A 17,271-nucleotide genomic window follows, 5' to 3' on the forward strand; every position below is an offset into this window, starting at 1 on the left:
CTCAAAACTATATCTATCAACCTTTTCGCCTTTCTTTAAGTATTTTTATGTTTTGTTGAGAAAGATCCGGGTAATGGATAGCTTAAAAAAGGGGGATTTAGGGGGATCTAAAAGGTTTTACTACCGATAAGAGGACTTTTAAAACATCCTCTTATAAAATCAAAACTAAAGTTCTTACTACGAACTTATTAAGATTCACTTTCTTGTAGAGATTGTATGGGGGGATTAACGCTAGATTTGATAGATCCTTGGTTAGAAATTGCTAGATATATACCCCCTAAAATTAATGCCAACCCTAGCAAGTTAAAAACACTCAAATTTTCCGAAAAAAGTATCCAAGCAAGAATCGCAACAATTACTGGATTAAGTAACAAAAGTAAAGAGATGAATCCTGAAGAAAAAGTTTTCAGGCTATATACAATTAGCCCATGACCCAAGGCTTCGCAAATACCAGCTAGTGCAAATACTACTAACCACCCTGACAAAGTAACTGGCAAAGGTTGTTTTTCAAAGATTAGCACTAATGGAATCATCAATGAAGTTGCAATGACACAGCGCCAGAGAAGGATAGTAATAATTGAAAACTTATTGCGGATTTGCTCAATTAATAAAAAGTTTGCTGCATAAAATATCGACGATATCAGGGCAACAGCATCACCTGTAAAATTATTATTAGAGCGTAATAAATCTTCAAATCCAACTGCGATCGCGCCAATTATGGCTAATATCAGACCGATGATAAATTTGCGCCCAAAAATCTGATTAAAGAATAGCCATCCTCCTAATGTAGTAAATAGGGGATTAAGACTACCTAACGCATTAGCATTAGCAGCACCAGTCTGGGTTAGCGCCCAAGTCCAAGATAATCGACCTAATACATGAACTAGACCCACTGCTATTAAAAACGCTATCTCTTTGATTGGATAAGGCTGCTGTGGTAATACAGGTTGATCATCTTTAATTTGAGTCCGCGCTTGGTTAATTCCACTCCATAATCCAAAGATAATAGTCGCTATCCATAAACGATTAAATAATGTAGCAGTAGCGCTCATTTCTCTAAGAGCAATTTTAATCAATATTGCTGTTGAAGATAAAGCTAATAATGCAATTATTACTATGATTATCGGCAGGATGTTTAAAGTTTTATCAGACTTTTCTGGTGTTAGGCTTAATTGGTTTTCTGCCATTTAGTTTATATTTATTATACGAACCGCCAAGTCGCCAAGTGCGCCGAGGGAGAAGGAGCAATTATTTGGGATTACTTAGGTAATAGTGCCATAGAAGTCTTGCCGCAACTGCTCGCCACGGTCGCCAGTGCTGTGTCATTGCTTCTAGTTGTAATGGTGTTGGACGTGTCGCCAAGTTTTTGATTTTTTGGAAAGCGATCGCGATCGCTAAATCGCCTTTAGGAAAGACATCAGGACGTTGCAACGCCATGAGTAAATAAATATCAACTGTCCAGTCTCCTATACCTTTGAGGCGCTTTAACTCAGTTCTGATAGCAGTTTCGTCCATTCTTTCCAGCTTGCTGAGGTCAAGCTGACCGCTTGCGATCGCATTCGCCAATCCACGACAGTATAGAATCTTTTGTCGGCTGAATCCAATCTCTCTCAATTGAATATCATCCAATGTCAGAAAATTTTCTGGCGTTAGCGATACAACAACCCCACATAGACGGTTAAATACAGCCCTTGCAGCCGCTACGGAAACTTGCTGTTCCAGAATTATGCACAGAAGCGTTGCAAAACCCGGTTCTCTTGACCATATTGGTGGAGGCCCGAGTGTTTCTAAAATCCGAGCCAAATCGCTGTCAAGATTGGCAAGCACCATTAAACCACGGGTGAGACTTTCTTCAGTCAATGATTCTAGTTCAGGTATTTGAGTCATCTTTAATCGATTTCGATTCTTGTACAAGCAGTTTTTGTTTGCGCTCAATCCCCCAGCGATAACCACCAAGACTGCCATCACTCCGCAGCACCCGATGACAGGGTATAATCACTGCGATCGGGTTAGCTCCACAAGCATTTCCCACCGCTCGTACTGCTTGGGGTTTGGCAATATCACGAGCAATATCAGTGTAGGTACGAGTTTCGCTATAGGGAATTTTTTGTAATACTTGCCAAACCTGTTTCTGAAATGCTGTACCACGAACATCAAGTGGTAAATCGAGATGTGTTTCATCTCCCGCAATCAAGTCGAGGATTCCTTGTATCCATTCTTTGTGTATGTGGTCATCACGTATGATGTGCGCTTGGTGAAATTCTTGATTCAAGATGTATTCAAGTTTGTCTGCTTCATCACCTAGTTTAACGGCACAAATCCCCTTGCCTGTTGTTGCCACCAGTAAATATCCTAGCGGACATGAAGCGATCGCATAGACAATGTTGATTGTTTTTCCAGCTTGTTGGTAAATTTTTGGTGTCATTCCCAGTTGCTTCGGTGCTTTTTCATAAATTTGACTACTTGAACCATACCCCGTGTCATAAACTGCATGAGCAATTTCCTCACCTGACTGGAGACGCTGCTTTAATCGTTGGCTACGCAGCGCATCTGCATATTGAAAAGGGGATACACCAATTATTTGCTTGAATAGCTTTTGCAGATAACTGGGACTCATTTCCACCTGAGAGCATAATTCTGAGAGCGTGGGGATGCGATCGCTTTGTGCTTCAATGTATCGACATACTGCTAAGACTTTTGCTTTGGCTGGATTTGGAACTGTTCCAGATTGTGGCTGACAGCGCTTACAAGGTCGAAAACCTGCACTTTGAGCCTCTTTTGCTGACTGGAAAAAACAAACTTGATTACGATTTGGTCTGCGACTAGGGCAAATAGGTCGGCAATAAATGCCTGTGGAACGAACACCGTAGAAAAACTTGCCGTCAATTGTGGCATCTCGATTGAGAACGGCTTTCCAGAGGGTTTCCTCAAAAAGTTGTGTCTGTTGTGATTGCATTCATGCCACCTCTGCCCTTTCTGTTACGCTATGTACAAAGCTGCTAACACTAGATTAAGTGGATTGAAAACCACTTTCTATCTGATTGTTGCGATCGAAGTCGGCTTTGTTTACTGCAACTACGGCTAGACGGTGTTCTGGGTGCGTAATTTTCGAGAATTTAGGATTATTTTGGTAGATGTTTAGCGATCGCTTTTTTGGAGTTTTGCTACTTTTTACTGTTCTCATGTTTTCGGCTTGGGTAACAGTTAACCATGAATATCTGCTCAAGATGATTCATTCAATATATCTAAAAGTTCTTGAGGAATTTTGAGAGTCTGCTGTCGTCGCAGATTTGACCAAGGAAATTCGCAAGCTCACCTTGAAGTATATACTAACGTTTGACGATAGTAACGTAAAGCGATAGGATTGTGATTGTTAGTTTTAAATCTGAAGAGACAAAGCTTATCTTTGACGGCTTTACATCCTCTCAGTATCCGCCCAATATCCAAAAAACTGCTTTACGAAAACTGCTTATTCTTGACGCTGCAACATCAATTAATGATTTACTCGTTCCACCTGGTAATCGTTTAGAAAAGCTACTTGGCAATAGGAAAGGGCAGTACAGTATTCGTATTAATAATCAATGGCGAATCTGCTTTGTTTGGACGGATGAGAACAATGTTTCGGAAGTTGAAATAGTAGATTATCACTGATGCCTGGAAATAATCATGAACAACAACCGTTTGCCAAATATTTACCCTGGAGAAATCCTACAACTAGAATTTTTAGAGCCACTAAATATCACCCCTTATCGATTAAGCAAAGATATAGGTGTAGCTCAGACAAGAATTAGTGAAATTTTATCTGGAAAACGTACTATTACAGCAGATACAGCTTTGCGTTTATCTCGCTATTTTGGTAACAGCGCTCAGTTTTGGTTAAATTTACAAACGCAATACGATATACGTCAAGCTCTTGAAGAAAATGCAGAAGTTTATAATCAAATACCTACACTTTCGTTTAATGATGTAATCTGATTCTGTCAAGCTACATCTCTAATTCTGCCAACTTTTATACTTTTCATTATCAGCAGTGGTGAGGTCTTTGAGAAACGAGGGGGTGTCCGAGTCATCTTTGAAATTGCTGGCTAATGCTTCGATGGCTGCATATTGCACATACTGATAATTATCAGCAGTGGCGCGGTCTTTGAGGCAGTGTAAGGTATCACAGTTATCTTTCCAAATTGCGGCGATTGTTACAACTGCTTGAATGCGAACTTCCTGAACTAACTTGGTTTCTTCTGCATTTGCAAAGGGTCTGTAATAATACCAGAGGTCATATTTAGTTAAGTCTTTTACCTTGCCAAATAATTTATTAGCCACTGGCGCAATCACCGAGCGATTTTTCACCTCTGCAAGACACTTAGCCGCTAAAAACAAGTTAATAAATTTTTCCTCTTCACCATCTTGCACCATCAAGTAATCAAGAATTTCACCAACAAATTTCGCATCAATCATTCCCGCAATTAGCCGCAATACCTCATGCCAAGTTTCATCTTGCCAGTGTTTGCCAAAAACTTCAGTTTTGAGATCCTCAATTGAAATACTGCCTTCCTTCTCAAACTGCCAGACAAACTCCCAAGCACAGAAATATTCTAAAAATTTCCGATGCAGAAAGGCATTGCTTGCTATCCAGCTAATAAACCATTCCAGCATAATATTCACGCCTGCTAAGTGCTTGACTACGAGTATATACACCAGTCTGAGAAATCTTTCTAGATTTCTGGGTTTTTAGGCAGTGCGAGTGTATTCATCCAAAACTTAAGATTATCTGAATTTATATGCTGCAATCGCACAGATGTGCCAACTGAAGATTTGTTAAAAATAACTATATACTGTGCATGGATATTAGGAATAATTTTATGGTTCTACAAGTTAACCCCATCCAAAAAGAACCAATTGTTACTTGGGAAGCACTTCCAGCCGACTTCATTTTACCAGACGATCCAGTGGAAAATATTCAACAACCTGTGATCGCTGCTGCGCTTACCGATGCTTTGGGAAGTACAGAGCGCATCCAACCTCAAATGCTGATTGGCTCTAATTTTGGGCTTGTAGCCACAGTCAACCAAAAAATCGTTGTCAAAGCCCCAGACTGGTTTTTTGTTCCTCAAGTGCAATCTGTGGGAACAAATGTAGTTCGTCGCAGCTACACACCGAATTTAGAAGGCGCTGCTGTGGCCGTAGTGATGGAATTTCTCTCAGATACAGAAGGTGGAGAATTATCAGTCCGTTCAACTCCACCCTACGGTAAACTCTATTATTACGAAAAGATTCTCCAAGTTCCAACCTACGTAACCTACGACCCTTACGAACCCAGTCTAGAAATACGATGCTTGCAAAATGGACAATATACCTTGCAGCAAGCAGATGCGAATGGACGTTACTGGATTCCTGAGTTAGAGTTATTTCTCGGAATTTGGCAAGGTGAAAGATTATGCCAAACCATGAATTGGCTGCGCTGGTGGGATAGAGAAGGAAATTTGCTATTGTGGAGCAGCGAACAAGCCCAACAAGAACGCCAACGTGCTGAACAGGAATGCCAACGTGCTGAACAGGAACGCCAACGTGCTGAACAAGAACGCCAACGTGCTGATATATTAGCAGCTAAGTTACGTGAGCTAGGTATTGACCCTGATGCGTAGGCGTAGCCCGCACTTCGATTTGGCTCAGTGACCATCGTAGACATCGCATAACCTAAAGAGATGCTGGGAATAATAATTTTGGTACATTAGCACCAAAATTCCATGAAACAGCAGAAAAATCAGTTCAGCTATCTTACTGCGATCGAAAGAAGTTATCTATCATTTCCTGCACAATTTTTATTAAATCAAAACCTTCTCCAAGGCAAAATACTAGACTTTGGTTGTGGCTTTGGTAATGATGTTAAGATACTGCGCCAAAAAGGTTATGATATTACAGGCTATGACCCTTATTATTTTCCAGAATATCCTAAGACTAAGTTTGATACAATAATTTGCTTTTATGTTTTAAATGTTTTATTTACTGAAGAACAAACTAATGTTCTTATGGAAATATCACATTTATTAAAACCAGGAGGCAAAGCTTATTATTCTGTCAGAAGAGATATCAAAAAAGAAGGATTTCGAGAACATTATATTCACAAAAAACCTACTTATCAATGTATTGTCAAACTTCCCTTTAGTTCAATTTGCTTAGATGAATATCGGGAAGTATATGAGTATCTCCACTATAATCATCAGCGAAATTCATCTAATTATTGTATATTCTGTAATCCCCATAAAACTCTTAGACTATTAACTGAGTCAGCAACTGCTTATGCTATTTTTGATGGCTATCCAATAAGCAAAGGACACATTTTAGTTATTCCCAAACGTCATGTAAACAGTTATTTTGAGCTGCCATTTAAAGAACAATCTGCTTGCTGGTTTATGGTGAATAAAGTACAAGAATTTCTCAAAGTAGAATTTGAACCTGATGGCTTTAATATAGGAATGAATATCAATCGAGCCGCAGGTCAAAATATTATGCACGCCAGTATTCATATTATCCCTCGTTACAAAGGTGATACTATATCTACCAAAAGTGGAATCAGGAACGTTATTTCTAAAAAGCAATAGTTTCTTTTACTGACAGCTTCCAGTCGCAAACCCGAATTTATAGTAAATACATAAATCTGAAAAACCTGATTTTTTAGTCTTGCTGAAAATATTGCAAAATATTTTAGTTAACCCAGATTATCTGGATCGATTCCTAGCGATCTTAATTGTTCTGTCAATTGTTGCACCCGTTGTTCTGCAACTTCAGCGCGTTGAGCTTCTTGTTGAGCGCGTTGAGCTTCTTGTTGAGCGCGTTGTGATTCTTGTTGAGCGCGTTGAGCTTCTTGTTGAGCGCGTTGAGCTTCTTGTTGAGCGCGTTGAGCTTCTTGTTGAGCGCGTTGAGCTTCTTGTTGAGCGCGTTGTACTTCTTGCTTTACTTGTTCTGCGGGCGTGAGATAACGTTGTCCTTGCTCATCATACCAATACATCCATTCCCGTGTTACGCCACAATAATTTCCTCTTTCGCAACCAATTCCTAAACCGATTTCTGGTAGCCAAACGGGGTTTCCCTCTTGCAATTCATACTTACCATTAACTAACTTATGTACTTCTAGATGAGGTTTGCGGCGGCGACGGGAGGAATAAATCACATAGTAAAGTACGCCCAAAGCCTCATATTCATCCAATTTAGTCGTGTATTCCTTGCGATAATTTTGAGAAACGACTTCTAGCACGAAAATCGGTACAACATTTTCATCCCACAGCACATAACTGGGACGCAACTCTTCATCATAAAACCGCTCTACCCCTAAGCTCAAAAATCCATCTGGCACAATGGGCGGTTTATCGGGGTGATAATAAATACCCATATCTATGGCAAATAGCCAGTCCATACGTTCTGACCAAAGTATCAGCAGGATCGCTTTCAGCAAACCTGGTATCAATTCTTGCAGTTCATTATCCACAGGCGTTTCGTCAGAGTCTGGTAGTTCCTCGGCTGAGGGCAAGTGCCTTGGCAAGTTGTAGTTTAACATCGCTGGTTTCCCCAAAAATCAAAGGATATTTGGCTCTATTTGGCTCATCAGAATTATAGCGATTTCTCCACTAGTAATATCTACAAAAGGGCTGTTTGGTAATGCACGTAGATTAATGATTAGGATTTACGTCTACCTACTTATTGCGATCCATCTTGAATAATGTAAATATTTTATTTTGACTAAGTGATACCACTTGTGGTATTGATAAATAACTAAAATTCTACAGATAAAATAGTTACTGGCTCATTTGTTAGTTGTGCAGAGCATTACCTTAGCTAAAGTTGCAGCCCAGTCAAGAATGTAAGCGTTTCTACCCCATAAAGGAAATTGCTTAAGGCAATAAAATTTTGGTAACTCTTAACTATTAATAAATATATAGGTGCTTAGTGCTATTAATGCTTTATATTTAGCGACAGGGTTGTGCAAACAGCCACTCATCTTTAAATACTTAGGAGGCAGTACCCACCGGGAGCAACTCACGCTTCGATACCATCAGCACGTAGCGTAAGTAAAGGTGAAGTTGATATTAAAACGAATAATTTTTGCTGAATTGCGACAGATAAAGACTAAACTAAAAAGTCTTGTGCAGCAAAACCTGTAGCTTTAAATGAAGTAATCATGTCTAAGGTTCTTGTCTCAGATTCTATTGACCAAGCTGGAATTGACATTCTTTCGCAAGTTGCTACTGTTGATGTCAAACTAGGTCTAAAACCAGCAGAACTGATCGAAATTATTGGTGAGTATGACGCGCTGATGATTCGCTCTAGTACACGCGTCACTCAAGAAATCATTGAAGCCGGCACTCAGCTAAAAATCATTGGTCGTGCTGGCGTAGGTGTGGATAATGTGGATGTTCCCGCAGCCACACGCCGGGGAATTGTGGTAGTCAATTCTCCAGAGGGAAACACAATTGCCGCCGCCGAACACGCGCTAGCAATGATTTTGGCTTTGTCTCGCCACATCCCCGATGCTAATGCCTCGGTGAAACGCGGTGCGTGGGATCGCAATAGCTTTGTTGGCGCGGAAGTCTACAAAAAAACTCTAGGCGTTGTCGGTTTGGGTAAAATTGGCTCCCATGTTGCGGCTGTAGCTAAGACAATGGGGATGAAACTCCTAGCTTATGACCCTTTTATTTCTACAGAACGAGCCGAACAAATCGGCTGTCAGTTGGTGGAGCTAGATTTACTCTTCCAGCAAGCAGACTATATCACCCTACACATCCCGAAAACCCCAGAAACTACCCACTTAATCAATGCCACAACTTTGGCAAAAATGAAACCCACAGCCCGGATTATCAACTGCGCTCGTGGTGGGATCATTGATGAAGTAGCTTTAGCAGCAGCCCTAAAAGCGGGTAAAATCGGTGGTGCAGCCTTGGATGTGTTCGAGTCAGAACCACTGGGTGAATCGGAATTGCGATCGCTAGGCAAAGAAGTTATCCTCACCCCCCACTTAGGAGCCTCTACCGCAGAAGCTCAAGTAAATGTGGCTATTGATGTTGCCGAACAAATTCGGGATGTCCTTTTAGGACTACCAGCGCGTTCGGCCGTCAACATTCCCGGACTTGGCCCCGATGTGTTGGAAGAACTCAAACCCTATATGCAGCTAGCAGAAACTCTAGGTAATCTAGTAGGACAGCTAGCTGGCGGACGCGTGGAAGTACTCAATATTCGTCTGCAAGGGGCACTTGCGACAAACAAAAGTCAGCCTTTGGTAGTAGCTGCCCTCAAAGGTTTACTTTACCAAGCTTTGCGGGAACGGGTAAATTATGTCAATGCCAGTATAGAAGCCAAAGAACGCGGAATTCGGGTAATTGAAACCCGCGATGCTTCCATCAGAGACTATGCCGGAACGCTTCATCTAGAAGCCACTGGCACCTTGGGTACTCATTCTGTCACCGGCGCTTTGTTGGGTGAGCGGGAAATCCACCTAACTGATGTTGACGGTTTCCCCATTAACGTCCCACCCAGCAAATATATGCTGTTTACCCTGCACCGCGATATGCCAGGGATTATCGGCAAACTTGGTTCCTTACTCGGCAGTTTTAATGTGAATATTGCCAGTATGCAGGTAGGCCGTAAAATCGTCCGTGGTGATGCGGTAATGGCTCTGAGTATAGATGACCCTTTACCTGAAGGCATTTTGGATGAGATTATAAAAGTCCCTGGTATTCGGGACGCATATACAGTAACACTATGAGTGCTGAGTGCTGAGTAATGTTAGCGGTAGCGGGGCGTTTAGCCCGTGCTGAGTGAAAAAAAGTTAGGAGTAAGTAGTGAAGAGTTAAAAGCTCCTAACTCCTAACTGATAACTGATAACTCATAACTCTCTCACACTCAGCACTCAGCACTCACGACTCAGCACTCAAAAATGGCAAACACCTGGTGGGAACTACAGATTTTATGTGAGCCAGACCTAGAAGATTCAATCTTTTGGCGACTGGAAGATTTTGGCTGTCGGGGAACAGCTAGTGAAAACAAAGGAAATTCATCTTTAGTTAGGGCTTATTTATCGACAATTCAAACACAGCTACTAGATTTGGCAGCACTGTCACTTTGGCTGCGTCAAGATGCCCTTTGTGTAGGAGTTTCATCTCCCTCTCTGCAATGGCAGTTAATTGATGAGGAAGATTGGGCAACTAGCTGGAAACAATATTGGCATCCGCAAGAAATTGGCGATCGCTTCCTAATCAACCCCGCCTGGCTACCATTACCAGAAACAACAGAACGGTTGGTAATTCGTCTTGACCCTGGTGTAGCATTTGGTACGGGCAACCATGCCACCACTCAGCTATGTTTGGAATCCCTAGAAATGCGACTGAGTGGAGTTTCTCAGTCATTTGTGGGTAATAGTGGCAAACATGAACATCTAGTAATTGCAGATATTGGCTGTGGTTCTGGTATCCTTTCCATTGGGGCGCTGCTATTAGGAGCCGAAAAAGTCTATGCAGTAGATAATGACCCTTTAGCGGTGCAATCAACTATCAGTAATGGTATCCTGAATGACATTGGCTCAGAACGTTTACTACCAGCACTGGGAAGTGTAGACGTTTTGACAAAACTGCTTGAGAAACCAGTAGACGGTATAGTTTGCAATATTTTGGCTCATGTAATTATTGAGTTGATTCCAGAAATGAGTGCGATCGCTAAACCTGAAACTTGGGCGATCTTCAGTGGTATTTTACTAGAACAATCTAAAGCTGTTGCTGACGCTTTAGAACAAAATGGTTGGGTCGTTGCTACCCTGTGGAAACGAAAAGAATGGTGTTGCTTGAATGTACGGCGTTCTTAACCGACGCAAAACTGGCAATACCCTGCGGGAAGCGACTTTGTGTATATATGAATTGCCCCTAGCTAAAAATGAAGGTTTCAGCTATGGTTTGCGTCAGTCTTGTAGAAAAAATGGATGATACGTTTTAACAGTATTCGACTTAAGTATAAGTAATCAAGCAATCTGAAGTGACATAATATATAGATTAACCACTATTGACTTTTGAAACCAGCGATGAAAGAACGGCTACAAATCCACAAAAAAGCTGACTCATCCGCTTCTAAGTCAGAGCAAGGTCAGCACCTTTTAACTACTCACTCTCAACTTGGCTCCAACAAGCCTATAGTACAGGCAAAAGTAGAGAATCAGAAATTTCAAGAGTATCAGTTTGAGGCAACAAAACTCCAAATCCAAGCCAAGCATGGCACTATCACGCCAGACGGACAGGAACGACTCACAGTATTACAGGCAAAAATGAATGAGTCGTTGCAGCAAGGTAAAGAACACTCTTTTCAGTTTGGTCATAACATTGACAAAATGGCGATCAAACGGGCTGATGCTGTATCGCTGGCACAAATGCAACCCCTTCGGGAACCAATAATACAGCCAAAACTCACTGTTGGCGAACCAGGAGATCAGTATGAGCAAGAAGCTGATAGAGTAGCTACTTCTGTTGTCAGCCAAATTAATCCAGCTACTTTGCAAAACCAGGAAGGACAACAGACGACCTTACCAGGTAGCAGAAACATCCAAGCAAGTTCTGAAGAAATATTAACAGCAAATAACTCGGCAAATAAAAAACAAAAATTTTTACAAGATTACTCACTAGCCAAAACATTAGTAAAAGGTATAGACGACACATTACCAGAAGATAAAATCCTAGAACAACTATTCAAAAACTTTGGCAATATCCAATTTCAATACACAATGGTGAGTAAGAGCCAAGAAACTCTCTTAAAAGGCTCTCCAGAAGGAGATTGTCAGACATTAGCTCGTGCGTTCAAGAAAGTTGCAGAAGAATATTTTGGCATCGAGAAAATAACAGTTGAAAGCATTGCCAAACCTTTTTTGAGTGAAGCTGGAGTTACGCCATACCAAGGTAAAAAGCCTAATTGTGATGATGGTAAGCGGTGGTTTTTCCAAAACCATTATTGGGCTAGTTGGAACGGGAAAGTTTACGATGTTTTATTCCTCAGCCATAAACGAACCGAAGCAGATATGGCAAAACAGGTGCAACCACTTACATCTATGTTGATGCCTGAACAAGAGTACTATGAAACAGAAAAAGGAAAAGTTGTATATCCAATTGTGAATAAGTACTCAACTGTAGAAATGAGTATATTTGAGAAACTGAAAAACTTTGTGAATAATCTTGGTAGATTTTTCTCTGACAATATGAGTGCAATAATAAATAAAATTCAGTCTTTATTGTCTAAAGGTGGAAACAACGCTAGTGGTTTTGATTCTCTAATGAGAGAACTAGAAAATGACAAAACCAGTACTGTGGTCTCAAATAATCAAAATCAATAATTATAAACCTTGATAGGATCGTTAATTGAGTGCGATCGCATCCCAAGTGCAAAGCTGAATCAACAACTTGAGTTGCGAGGGATGCGATCGCAGTAATGCGCCTACTTACTTCGACAAAACTACGCTTTGACGTACAGCACGCTTGCGCTCGCTTTTCCGAACACCGCCAGCCATCTGATATTCATGGCTATCGTTACCATATTTATAAGCAATACCACGCAAAATCTTTTCAGAATAGTCTGCCAAATCTTGTTCATTTTCAACGATCTGGGTTAGTAAGACATCAATAGTAGAGAGGGTGGTATTGTATGCTTCAAGAGATTTTCGGAGGCTTTCGATTTTTTCAGTATAATCTTTGACTGTTAACTTTTCTCCGACATCGAGAGTTGGACTAATAGATTTAATGCTTGCTAAACGTACTTCAGCTTTGCCAAGAGTACGTGAATTGCGTTTCGCCCTTGCCATAATTAATACGCATTTTCTAAATTACTGATAACTCTATAGTGGACAACTGTTGAAGAAGTTGTCATACGTGAAATTGTTGATTTTTATGAAAAAGCCTAAAATTTAAGTACCTTACAACATTTTTTGTTAATCAAAACCATATTTATTGTTGAGGCATAGCAGTACTGTGCCTTAAAAGCGTATTCTATTTAAGGGAAAATGCTGTAACACAAGTCTGTTATCTCATAACGTTAAGGCTGAAGCTGCTACAGACTGCACGAAACACGGAAACGTCTTGGCGGAAGTTCTTACAGGGAAGACGGAAGCTGCTACAGGCTGCGCGTAACACAGATACGTCTTGGCGGAAGCTGCTACTCTTAAAGCGGAAGCTGCTACAAGCTGCACCAAACACAGATACGTCTTGGCGGAAGCTGCTCCCTTCCCTGCGGGACGCTATGCGAACGACTTCGCTCAGGGAGCGTTCTTGTGTGAGGGAGTGTTCTTGTGATGGTTGAGCGGAAGCAATGCACTGAGCGGCTGATGAGCAGAGTCGAACTATGCCAAAGTGTCGAAGTTAGGCAACCTACTGTAATGAGTTTCATTTTGACATTCGACTAACTTATGCAACAAATGCGATCGTTCACATTCCTCCTAAGTGTTTTTTATCGGTATTAAATTCTTGTTGTATTGCTCTCATAAAAATTCCTGTAGATGCTTGCATATTGACCTACAGGATAAGTTGTATGATTATTTTATTTGTTATACGACTTTTTATTGTTGTACAACAGCTACTACCTCTATTAATAAACTATTCCACCGTTACTGACTTGGCCAAATTCCGGGGCTGATCGACATCCAAACCGCGACGGGCGGCAATGTGATAAGCCAATAATTGCAGGGGAACTACTGTGAGAATTGGAGAAAGTAACTCTTCTACATGAGAGATAGGAAGAAGATCGTTAAAGATTTCCGCAGCTTCGCCATCGTTGACGGGTGTCACGCCAATTAACCGAGAATCTCTGGCTTTGGCTTCTTGGGCATTTGAAATAACTTTTTCATACACACTACCAGGAATTGCGATCGCAACTACTGGTACTTTCGCATCTAAAAGTGCGATCGGGCCATGTTTCATCTCTCCAGCCGGATACCCTTCAGCGTGAATGTAGCTGATTTCTTTTAATTTCAACGCCCCTTCCAAAGCAATGGGAAAGTTAATTCCCCTTCCCACAAAGATGAAATCTTGGGTTTCAGCAAATTCGTGGGCTAGCTGTTCGGTTAAACGTTCCTGAGTTTCCAAAGTTGCCTCAATTTCTTTAGGAATCTGCCGCAACCCGTTAATAATTTTATCTAATGTGTCTTTTGAAACAGTCTGACGACGGGCGGCTAAATCCAATGCCAAAGCATAAAACGCCATCAGTTGGGCGGTAAAAGTTTTTGTCGCCGCTACCCCAATTTCAATTCCTGCTAAGGTACTGATGACATGGGGCACTAAATGACCGAGGCTGCTTTCGGGGCGATTAGTAATACCCAGTAGTCGCGCTTGATATTTAGGTTCTTTATCTTGGCGACGTTCTTTTTCCATTGTCAAAGCTGCTAGGGTATCGGCAGTTTCGCCTGATTGGGTAACACCGATAATCAACGTGTTAGCCGTCACAGGTGATGGTGCATAGCGATACTCAGAAGCGTAATGTACCTGAGTTGAAATTCCTGCTAATTGTTCAAGTAAATATTTACCAATTAATGCTGCGTGCCAACTTGTACCACAGGCGACGATATGAATTTGTTCTAAATCATTGTATAAATCCGCAGGTAAGCCAAGATTGATTGGTGATTCGGTAGATTCGGCTGGATTAAAGTAAGCGTCTAAACTCGCTCTGACTACCCCTGGTTGCTCATGGATTTCTTTGAGCATGAAGTGTTTGAATCCCTGCTTTTCTACCATTGCAGGATTGAAGTTGAGCAGGCGGGGTTGTTTTTTCAGCCTGTCGCCAGCAAAATTGTAAATCTCAACGCCTAAAGGAGTGAGACGGGCAATTTCGCCATTTTCTAAAGGTAGCACCGCACGGGTGTAGGCAACGATCGCAGGCGTGTCAGATGCACAAAAGAATTCCCCTTGCCCAAAACCAATTACCAAAGGCGCTTGTTGGCGGACAACAATCAATTCATCGGGGTAGTCAGCAGAAATAACTGCGATCGCAAACGCCCCTTGCAAATGGTTAACGGCTTGGCGAATTGCCTCCAAGAAGGGAGATGAGGAAGATGAGGGAGGAATATTCTTTAAAAATTCGGCTATGAGATGGGGAATTACTTCAGTATCAGTTTCAGAAACAAACTGGTGTCCTTTTGCTTTGAGTTCTTCGCGTAAGTCGCGGTAATTTTCGATAATGCCATTTTGCACCACCGCCACTCGCTTTGCCGTATCCAAATGGGGATGGGCATTGTATTCTTCTGGTTTACCATGAGTTGCCCACCGAGTATGACCAATACCAATTTGGGCGGGGGTTTCTATTTGTTCTAGTTTAGAGCGCAGGTTATGCAGTTTGCCCTTTGCCCGCACACAATTAACTTCACCTTCCCAAACAGTGGCGATTCCAGCAGAATCGTAGCCCCTGTACTCTAGTTTTTCCAGCCCAGCCAGTAAAATGTCTGTCGCCGCTTGAGTGCCTATATATCCAACGATTCCGCACATTGTTCACACCGCTTTTTTTCAGGATGATTAAATCCAGTATAGTGTTTAGCACAAACTTGACGTTTTGCAAAGAAAAAAGGGAGTAATATTACTCCCTCTACCACTAGGTATTGTTATGGATTTTGGGCTTTTAAAGCAGATTCACAGTCAGCTTTTGACCTGACAGTACAAATACGCTTCTAGGATTTAAGTACCCAGAGATTTTTATCCCCAATCTAAAATTAAAATTTCGTAAAGCAGGTAGTGTCCACTCTACGATGCTAAAGGTGCTTGATATTGACACACTTCAAAGTCTGAAGTTCCGAGTTCCGAGTTCTGAGTGAAGAATCAAGAAATTAGCTTTTTTGATTTACTTCTTTTTGTCTCAGCACTCAGCACTCGGCACTAGCTTTTTAGTAAGCCAGACCCATACTGCGAGTTGTTTCAGCGCCCAGGTAAACCCGGATGCTCAAAAAGTCGGTGGGACAAGCGGTTTCGCAGCGCTTACAGCCCACGCAGTCTTCTGTACGGGGTGAAGAGGCAATTTGAGCAGCTTTACAGCCATCCCAAGGAACCATCTCAAGTACATCAGTAGGGCAAGCGCGGACGCATTGGGTGCAGCCAATGCAGGTATCGTAGATTTTTACGGTGTGAGACATTGAAAAAACCGCTCCTTTCGAGTGTTCTTCTCTGCGAAAGAATCATAATCAACGCATAGTTTACCGCAGTGTTTGATAGGCCGTAATCAAAAGGCTACATAACTTCAAACAATGTAATAAGCACCCTTAATAAGTCGTTTTTCCGAGATTGCCCCGATTGCTCTATTTATTAGCAACATCAGATGAGCGTATTTACGCTAGCCCTATACCATAATGGGGTTTAATAGTAAAAACAAATGAAACAAAAGTCAATCTACAAGGCTAAATGCAGAAGTTATCTATGGTAACTATTTAGCAATCCTCATATCGATTCTATGTGAAGCTGTGCTTGATTAACGTAGCGGCAATACATAAATTGCTCCTACAGCTTCTAGGTTTTCATAACTCTTAATAAGCACATTTTCAAACAGAAAATTCAATTCTGATTGCTATAGATTATGGACTCAGCACTAGTTGCCATTCTCTATTTTGCGAATTCCATTTAGGTAATTGAGTTTCACCGACAACATAGGGGCCCCAATAACGACGGGAGCCATCTTGTGCAAAGGCAACTAAAATATCTCCCTTCTCCAGCTTCAAATTATTCTGAGGTAAAGATAGAACCAGTCCTTTCTCACTACCTTCTTGAGGGGCAAAATCCCAATGTGCTGGTACATCGTAGTTAGCCTGTTTAGTACCAGAGCCTTTTGCTACCGACTGTCGCGCCAGTAGAGCTAGGCGTACAGGTTGATTTGTTTGATTGCTCATCCGCAAAGTCCCTTGATTCTTCTTAGCAACGCTTGCTGATTTATCACGCTCTGCTAAGACAGGATAAGTATTCTCTTTACTACTATGTTCTACTTTATTGGTTGGCGTAGATAGATTAACGGAAATATCTTTTTCAGGTGTAACAGGTTTAGAGGAAGTTGTCTCCCACTCTTGAGTTTCACTTGGCAGTTGTGAAGATGTATCTGGGTTTGTGGACTCAAAGGATACACTCACTCCAAAGCATCCCACCAGAGCAACAAGCAGTCCCAAGCAACAAGCTGTAACACCGACGTTACGATACACTAAAGATTTCATATTGATAGTTTTTAGAAATAAATATTTTGTCTAGGCTTGACCAAATAGTAGCCTATTATCACGAAAGACAATTATGAAAAGTA

At 41.4% G+C, this 17,271-nt stretch carries 17 protein-coding genes; 7 read left to right on the forward strand and 10 right to left on the reverse strand.

What is annotated here, in order from left to right:
- Positions 1-188: 188 nt before the first annotated feature.
- The 4 genes from V7K69_RS16455 to V7K69_RS16470 all read right to left on the reverse strand — a co-directional run bounded on the left by V7K69_RS16455 (position 189) and on the right by V7K69_RS16470 (position 3,226).
- Positions 189-1,187 carry a DMT family transporter gene (locus V7K69_RS16455; protein ID WP_335036126.1) on the reverse strand — a complete coding sequence of 333 codons (999 nt, stop codon included), beginning with the start codon at positions 1,185-1,187 and terminating at the stop codon, positions 189-191.
- Positions 1,188-1,248: 61 nt separating this feature from the next.
- Positions 1,249-1,887: a DNA-3-methyladenine glycosylase family protein gene (locus V7K69_RS16460; RefSeq protein WP_335036128.1), complete on the reverse strand. Its 639-nt coding sequence runs from the start codon at positions 1,885-1,887 to the stop codon at positions 1,249-1,251.
- Positions 1,871-2,956: a bifunctional DNA-binding transcriptional regulator/O6-methylguanine-DNA methyltransferase Ada gene (ada, locus tag V7K69_RS16465; RefSeq protein WP_335036130.1), complete on the reverse strand. Its 1,086-nt coding sequence runs from the start codon at positions 2,954-2,956 to the stop codon at positions 1,871-1,873. Before ada ends, V7K69_RS16460 begins: the two co-directional genes overlap by 17 nt.
- A 54-nt stretch (positions 2,957-3,010) precedes the next feature.
- Positions 3,011-3,226: a hypothetical protein gene (locus tag V7K69_RS16470; protein WP_335036132.1), complete on the reverse strand. Its 216-nt coding sequence runs from the start codon at positions 3,224-3,226 to the stop codon at positions 3,011-3,013.
- A gap of 140 nt (positions 3,227-3,366) precedes the next feature.
- Here V7K69_RS16470 and V7K69_RS16475 point away from each other — a divergent pair, with 140 nt between their 5' ends.
- Positions 3,367-3,651, forward strand: coding sequence for a type II toxin-antitoxin system RelE/ParE family toxin (locus tag V7K69_RS16475; protein WP_335036134.1), 285 nt, complete (start codon positions 3,367-3,369; stop codon positions 3,649-3,651).
- A gap of 15 nt (positions 3,652-3,666) precedes the next feature.
- Complete coding sequence (locus V7K69_RS16480) at positions 3,667-3,975, forward strand: HigA family addiction module antitoxin (protein ID WP_334690722.1); 309 nt, start codon at positions 3,667-3,669, stop codon at positions 3,973-3,975.
- Positions 3,976-3,993: 18 nt separating this feature from the next.
- Here the strand turns inward: V7K69_RS16480 and V7K69_RS16485 are convergent, their stop codons facing one another.
- Complete coding sequence (locus V7K69_RS16485; RefSeq protein WP_335036137.1) at positions 3,994-4,695, reverse strand: hypothetical protein; 702 nt, start codon at positions 4,693-4,695, stop codon at positions 3,994-3,996.
- A gap of 164 nt (positions 4,696-4,859) precedes the next feature.
- On the opposite strand from V7K69_RS16485, the gene V7K69_RS16490 reads away from it, so the two are divergent.
- Together V7K69_RS16490 and V7K69_RS16495 are read left to right on the forward strand one after the other, a co-directional pair.
- A complete protein-coding gene (locus tag V7K69_RS16490) occupies positions 4,860-5,642 on the forward strand; it encodes a Uma2 family endonuclease (protein WP_335036139.1) in 783 nt (260 codons plus the stop codon).
- Positions 5,643-5,744: 102 nt separating this feature from the next.
- The gene (locus tag V7K69_RS16495; RefSeq protein WP_335036142.1) at positions 5,745-6,599 is read left to right on the forward strand and encodes an HIT family protein; all 855 of its coding nucleotides are present in this window, start codon (positions 5,745-5,747) and stop codon (positions 6,597-6,599) included.
- 107 nt (positions 6,600-6,706) lie between these two features.
- Here V7K69_RS16495 and V7K69_RS16500 read toward each other — a convergent pair whose 3' ends face one another.
- Positions 6,707-7,552 (reverse strand): Uma2 family endonuclease, encoded by an 846-nt coding sequence (locus tag V7K69_RS16500; protein WP_335036144.1) that lies wholly within the window; start codon positions 7,550-7,552, stop codon positions 6,707-6,709.
- Positions 7,553-8,173: 621 nt separating this feature from the next.
- Between V7K69_RS16500 and serA the strand changes: the two genes are divergently transcribed.
- The 3 genes from serA to V7K69_RS16515 all read left to right on the forward strand — a co-directional run bounded on the left by serA (position 8,174) and on the right by V7K69_RS16515 (position 12,355).
- Positions 8,174-9,754 carry a phosphoglycerate dehydrogenase gene (gene serA, locus V7K69_RS16505; RefSeq protein WP_335036146.1) on the forward strand — a complete coding sequence of 527 codons (1,581 nt, stop codon included), beginning with the start codon at positions 8,174-8,176 and terminating at the stop codon, positions 9,752-9,754.
- Positions 9,755-9,925: 171 nt separating this feature from the next.
- The gene (gene prmA / locus V7K69_RS16510; protein ID WP_335036148.1) at positions 9,926-10,846 is read left to right on the forward strand and encodes a 50S ribosomal protein L11 methyltransferase; all 921 of its coding nucleotides are present in this window, start codon (positions 9,926-9,928) and stop codon (positions 10,844-10,846) included.
- Positions 10,847-11,059: 213 nt separating this feature from the next.
- Positions 11,060-12,355, forward strand: a complete 1,296-nt coding sequence (locus tag V7K69_RS16515) for a hypothetical protein (RefSeq protein WP_335036150.1) — start codon at positions 11,060-11,062, stop codon at positions 12,353-12,355.
- A 105-nt stretch (positions 12,356-12,460) separates the two neighbouring features.
- Here V7K69_RS16515 and V7K69_RS16520 read toward each other — a convergent pair whose 3' ends face one another.
- From V7K69_RS16520 to V7K69_RS16535, 4 genes are all read right to left on the reverse strand, one after another.
- The gene (locus V7K69_RS16520) at positions 12,461-12,820 is read right to left on the reverse strand and encodes a hypothetical protein (RefSeq protein WP_163932378.1); all 360 of its coding nucleotides are present in this window, start codon (positions 12,818-12,820) and stop codon (positions 12,461-12,463) included.
- A gap of 787 nt (positions 12,821-13,607) precedes the next feature.
- Positions 13,608-15,488, reverse strand: a complete 1,881-nt coding sequence (glmS, locus tag V7K69_RS16525) for a glutamine--fructose-6-phosphate transaminase (isomerizing) (protein WP_335036153.1) — start codon at positions 15,486-15,488, stop codon at positions 13,608-13,610.
- A gap of 392 nt (positions 15,489-15,880) precedes the next feature.
- Entirely contained in the window at positions 15,881-16,126 is a 246-nt protein-coding gene (gene psaC, locus V7K69_RS16530; protein WP_012411495.1) for a photosystem I iron-sulfur center protein PsaC, read from the reverse strand.
- Positions 16,127-16,561: 435 nt separating this feature from the next.
- The gene (locus V7K69_RS16535) at positions 16,562-17,188 is read right to left on the reverse strand and encodes a hypothetical protein (RefSeq protein ID WP_335036155.1); all 627 of its coding nucleotides are present in this window, start codon (positions 17,186-17,188) and stop codon (positions 16,562-16,564) included.
- Between the last annotated feature and the right edge of the window lie 83 nt (positions 17,189-17,271).

This window comes from Nostoc sp. (assembly GCF_036917775.1).
Classification (GTDB): domain Bacteria; phylum Cyanobacteriota; class Cyanobacteriia; order Cyanobacteriales; family Nostocaceae; genus Nostoc.

Excerpts from the sequence above, each read along its gene's own strand:
- V7K69_RS16520 (WP_163932378.1), bottom strand. The coding sequence starts at position 12,820 with ATGGCAAGGGCGAAACGCAATTCACGTACTCTTGGCAAAGCTGAAGTA.
- ada (WP_335036130.1), bottom strand. The coding sequence starts at position 2,956 with ATGCAATCACAACAGACACAACTTTTTGAGGAAACCCTCTGGAAAGCC.
- psaC (WP_012411495.1), bottom strand. The coding sequence starts at position 16,126 with ATGTCTCACACCGTAAAAATCTACGATACCTGCATTGGCTGCACCCAA.
- V7K69_RS16490 (WP_335036139.1), top strand. The coding sequence starts at position 4,860 with ATGGTTCTACAAGTTAACCCCATCCAAAAAGAACCAATTGTTACTTGG.
- V7K69_RS16495 (WP_335036142.1), top strand. The coding sequence starts at position 5,745 with ATGAAACAGCAGAAAAATCAGTTCAGCTATCTTACTGCGATCGAAAGA.
- prmA (WP_335036148.1), top strand. The coding sequence starts at position 9,926 with ATGGCAAACACCTGGTGGGAACTACAGATTTTATGTGAGCCAGACCTA.
- V7K69_RS16480 (WP_334690722.1), top strand. The coding sequence starts at position 3,667 with ATGAACAACAACCGTTTGCCAAATATTTACCCTGGAGAAATCCTACAA.
- V7K69_RS16535 (WP_335036155.1), bottom strand. The coding sequence starts at position 17,188 with ATGAAATCTTTAGTGTATCGTAACGTCGGTGTTACAGCTTGTTGCTTG.
- glmS (WP_335036153.1), bottom strand. The coding sequence starts at position 15,488 with ATGTGCGGAATCGTTGGATATATAGGCACTCAAGCGGCGACAGACATT.
- V7K69_RS16515 (WP_335036150.1), top strand. The coding sequence starts at position 11,060 with ATGAAAGAACGGCTACAAATCCACAAAAAAGCTGACTCATCCGCTTCT.
- V7K69_RS16460 (WP_335036128.1), bottom strand. The coding sequence starts at position 1,887 with ATGACTCAAATACCTGAACTAGAATCATTGACTGAAGAAAGTCTCACC.
- V7K69_RS16500 (WP_335036144.1), bottom strand. The coding sequence starts at position 7,552 with ATGTTAAACTACAACTTGCCAAGGCACTTGCCCTCAGCCGAGGAACTA.
- V7K69_RS16455 (WP_335036126.1), bottom strand. The coding sequence starts at position 1,187 with ATGGCAGAAAACCAATTAAGCCTAACACCAGAAAAGTCTGATAAAACT.
- serA (WP_335036146.1), top strand. The coding sequence starts at position 8,174 with ATGTCTAAGGTTCTTGTCTCAGATTCTATTGACCAAGCTGGAATTGAC.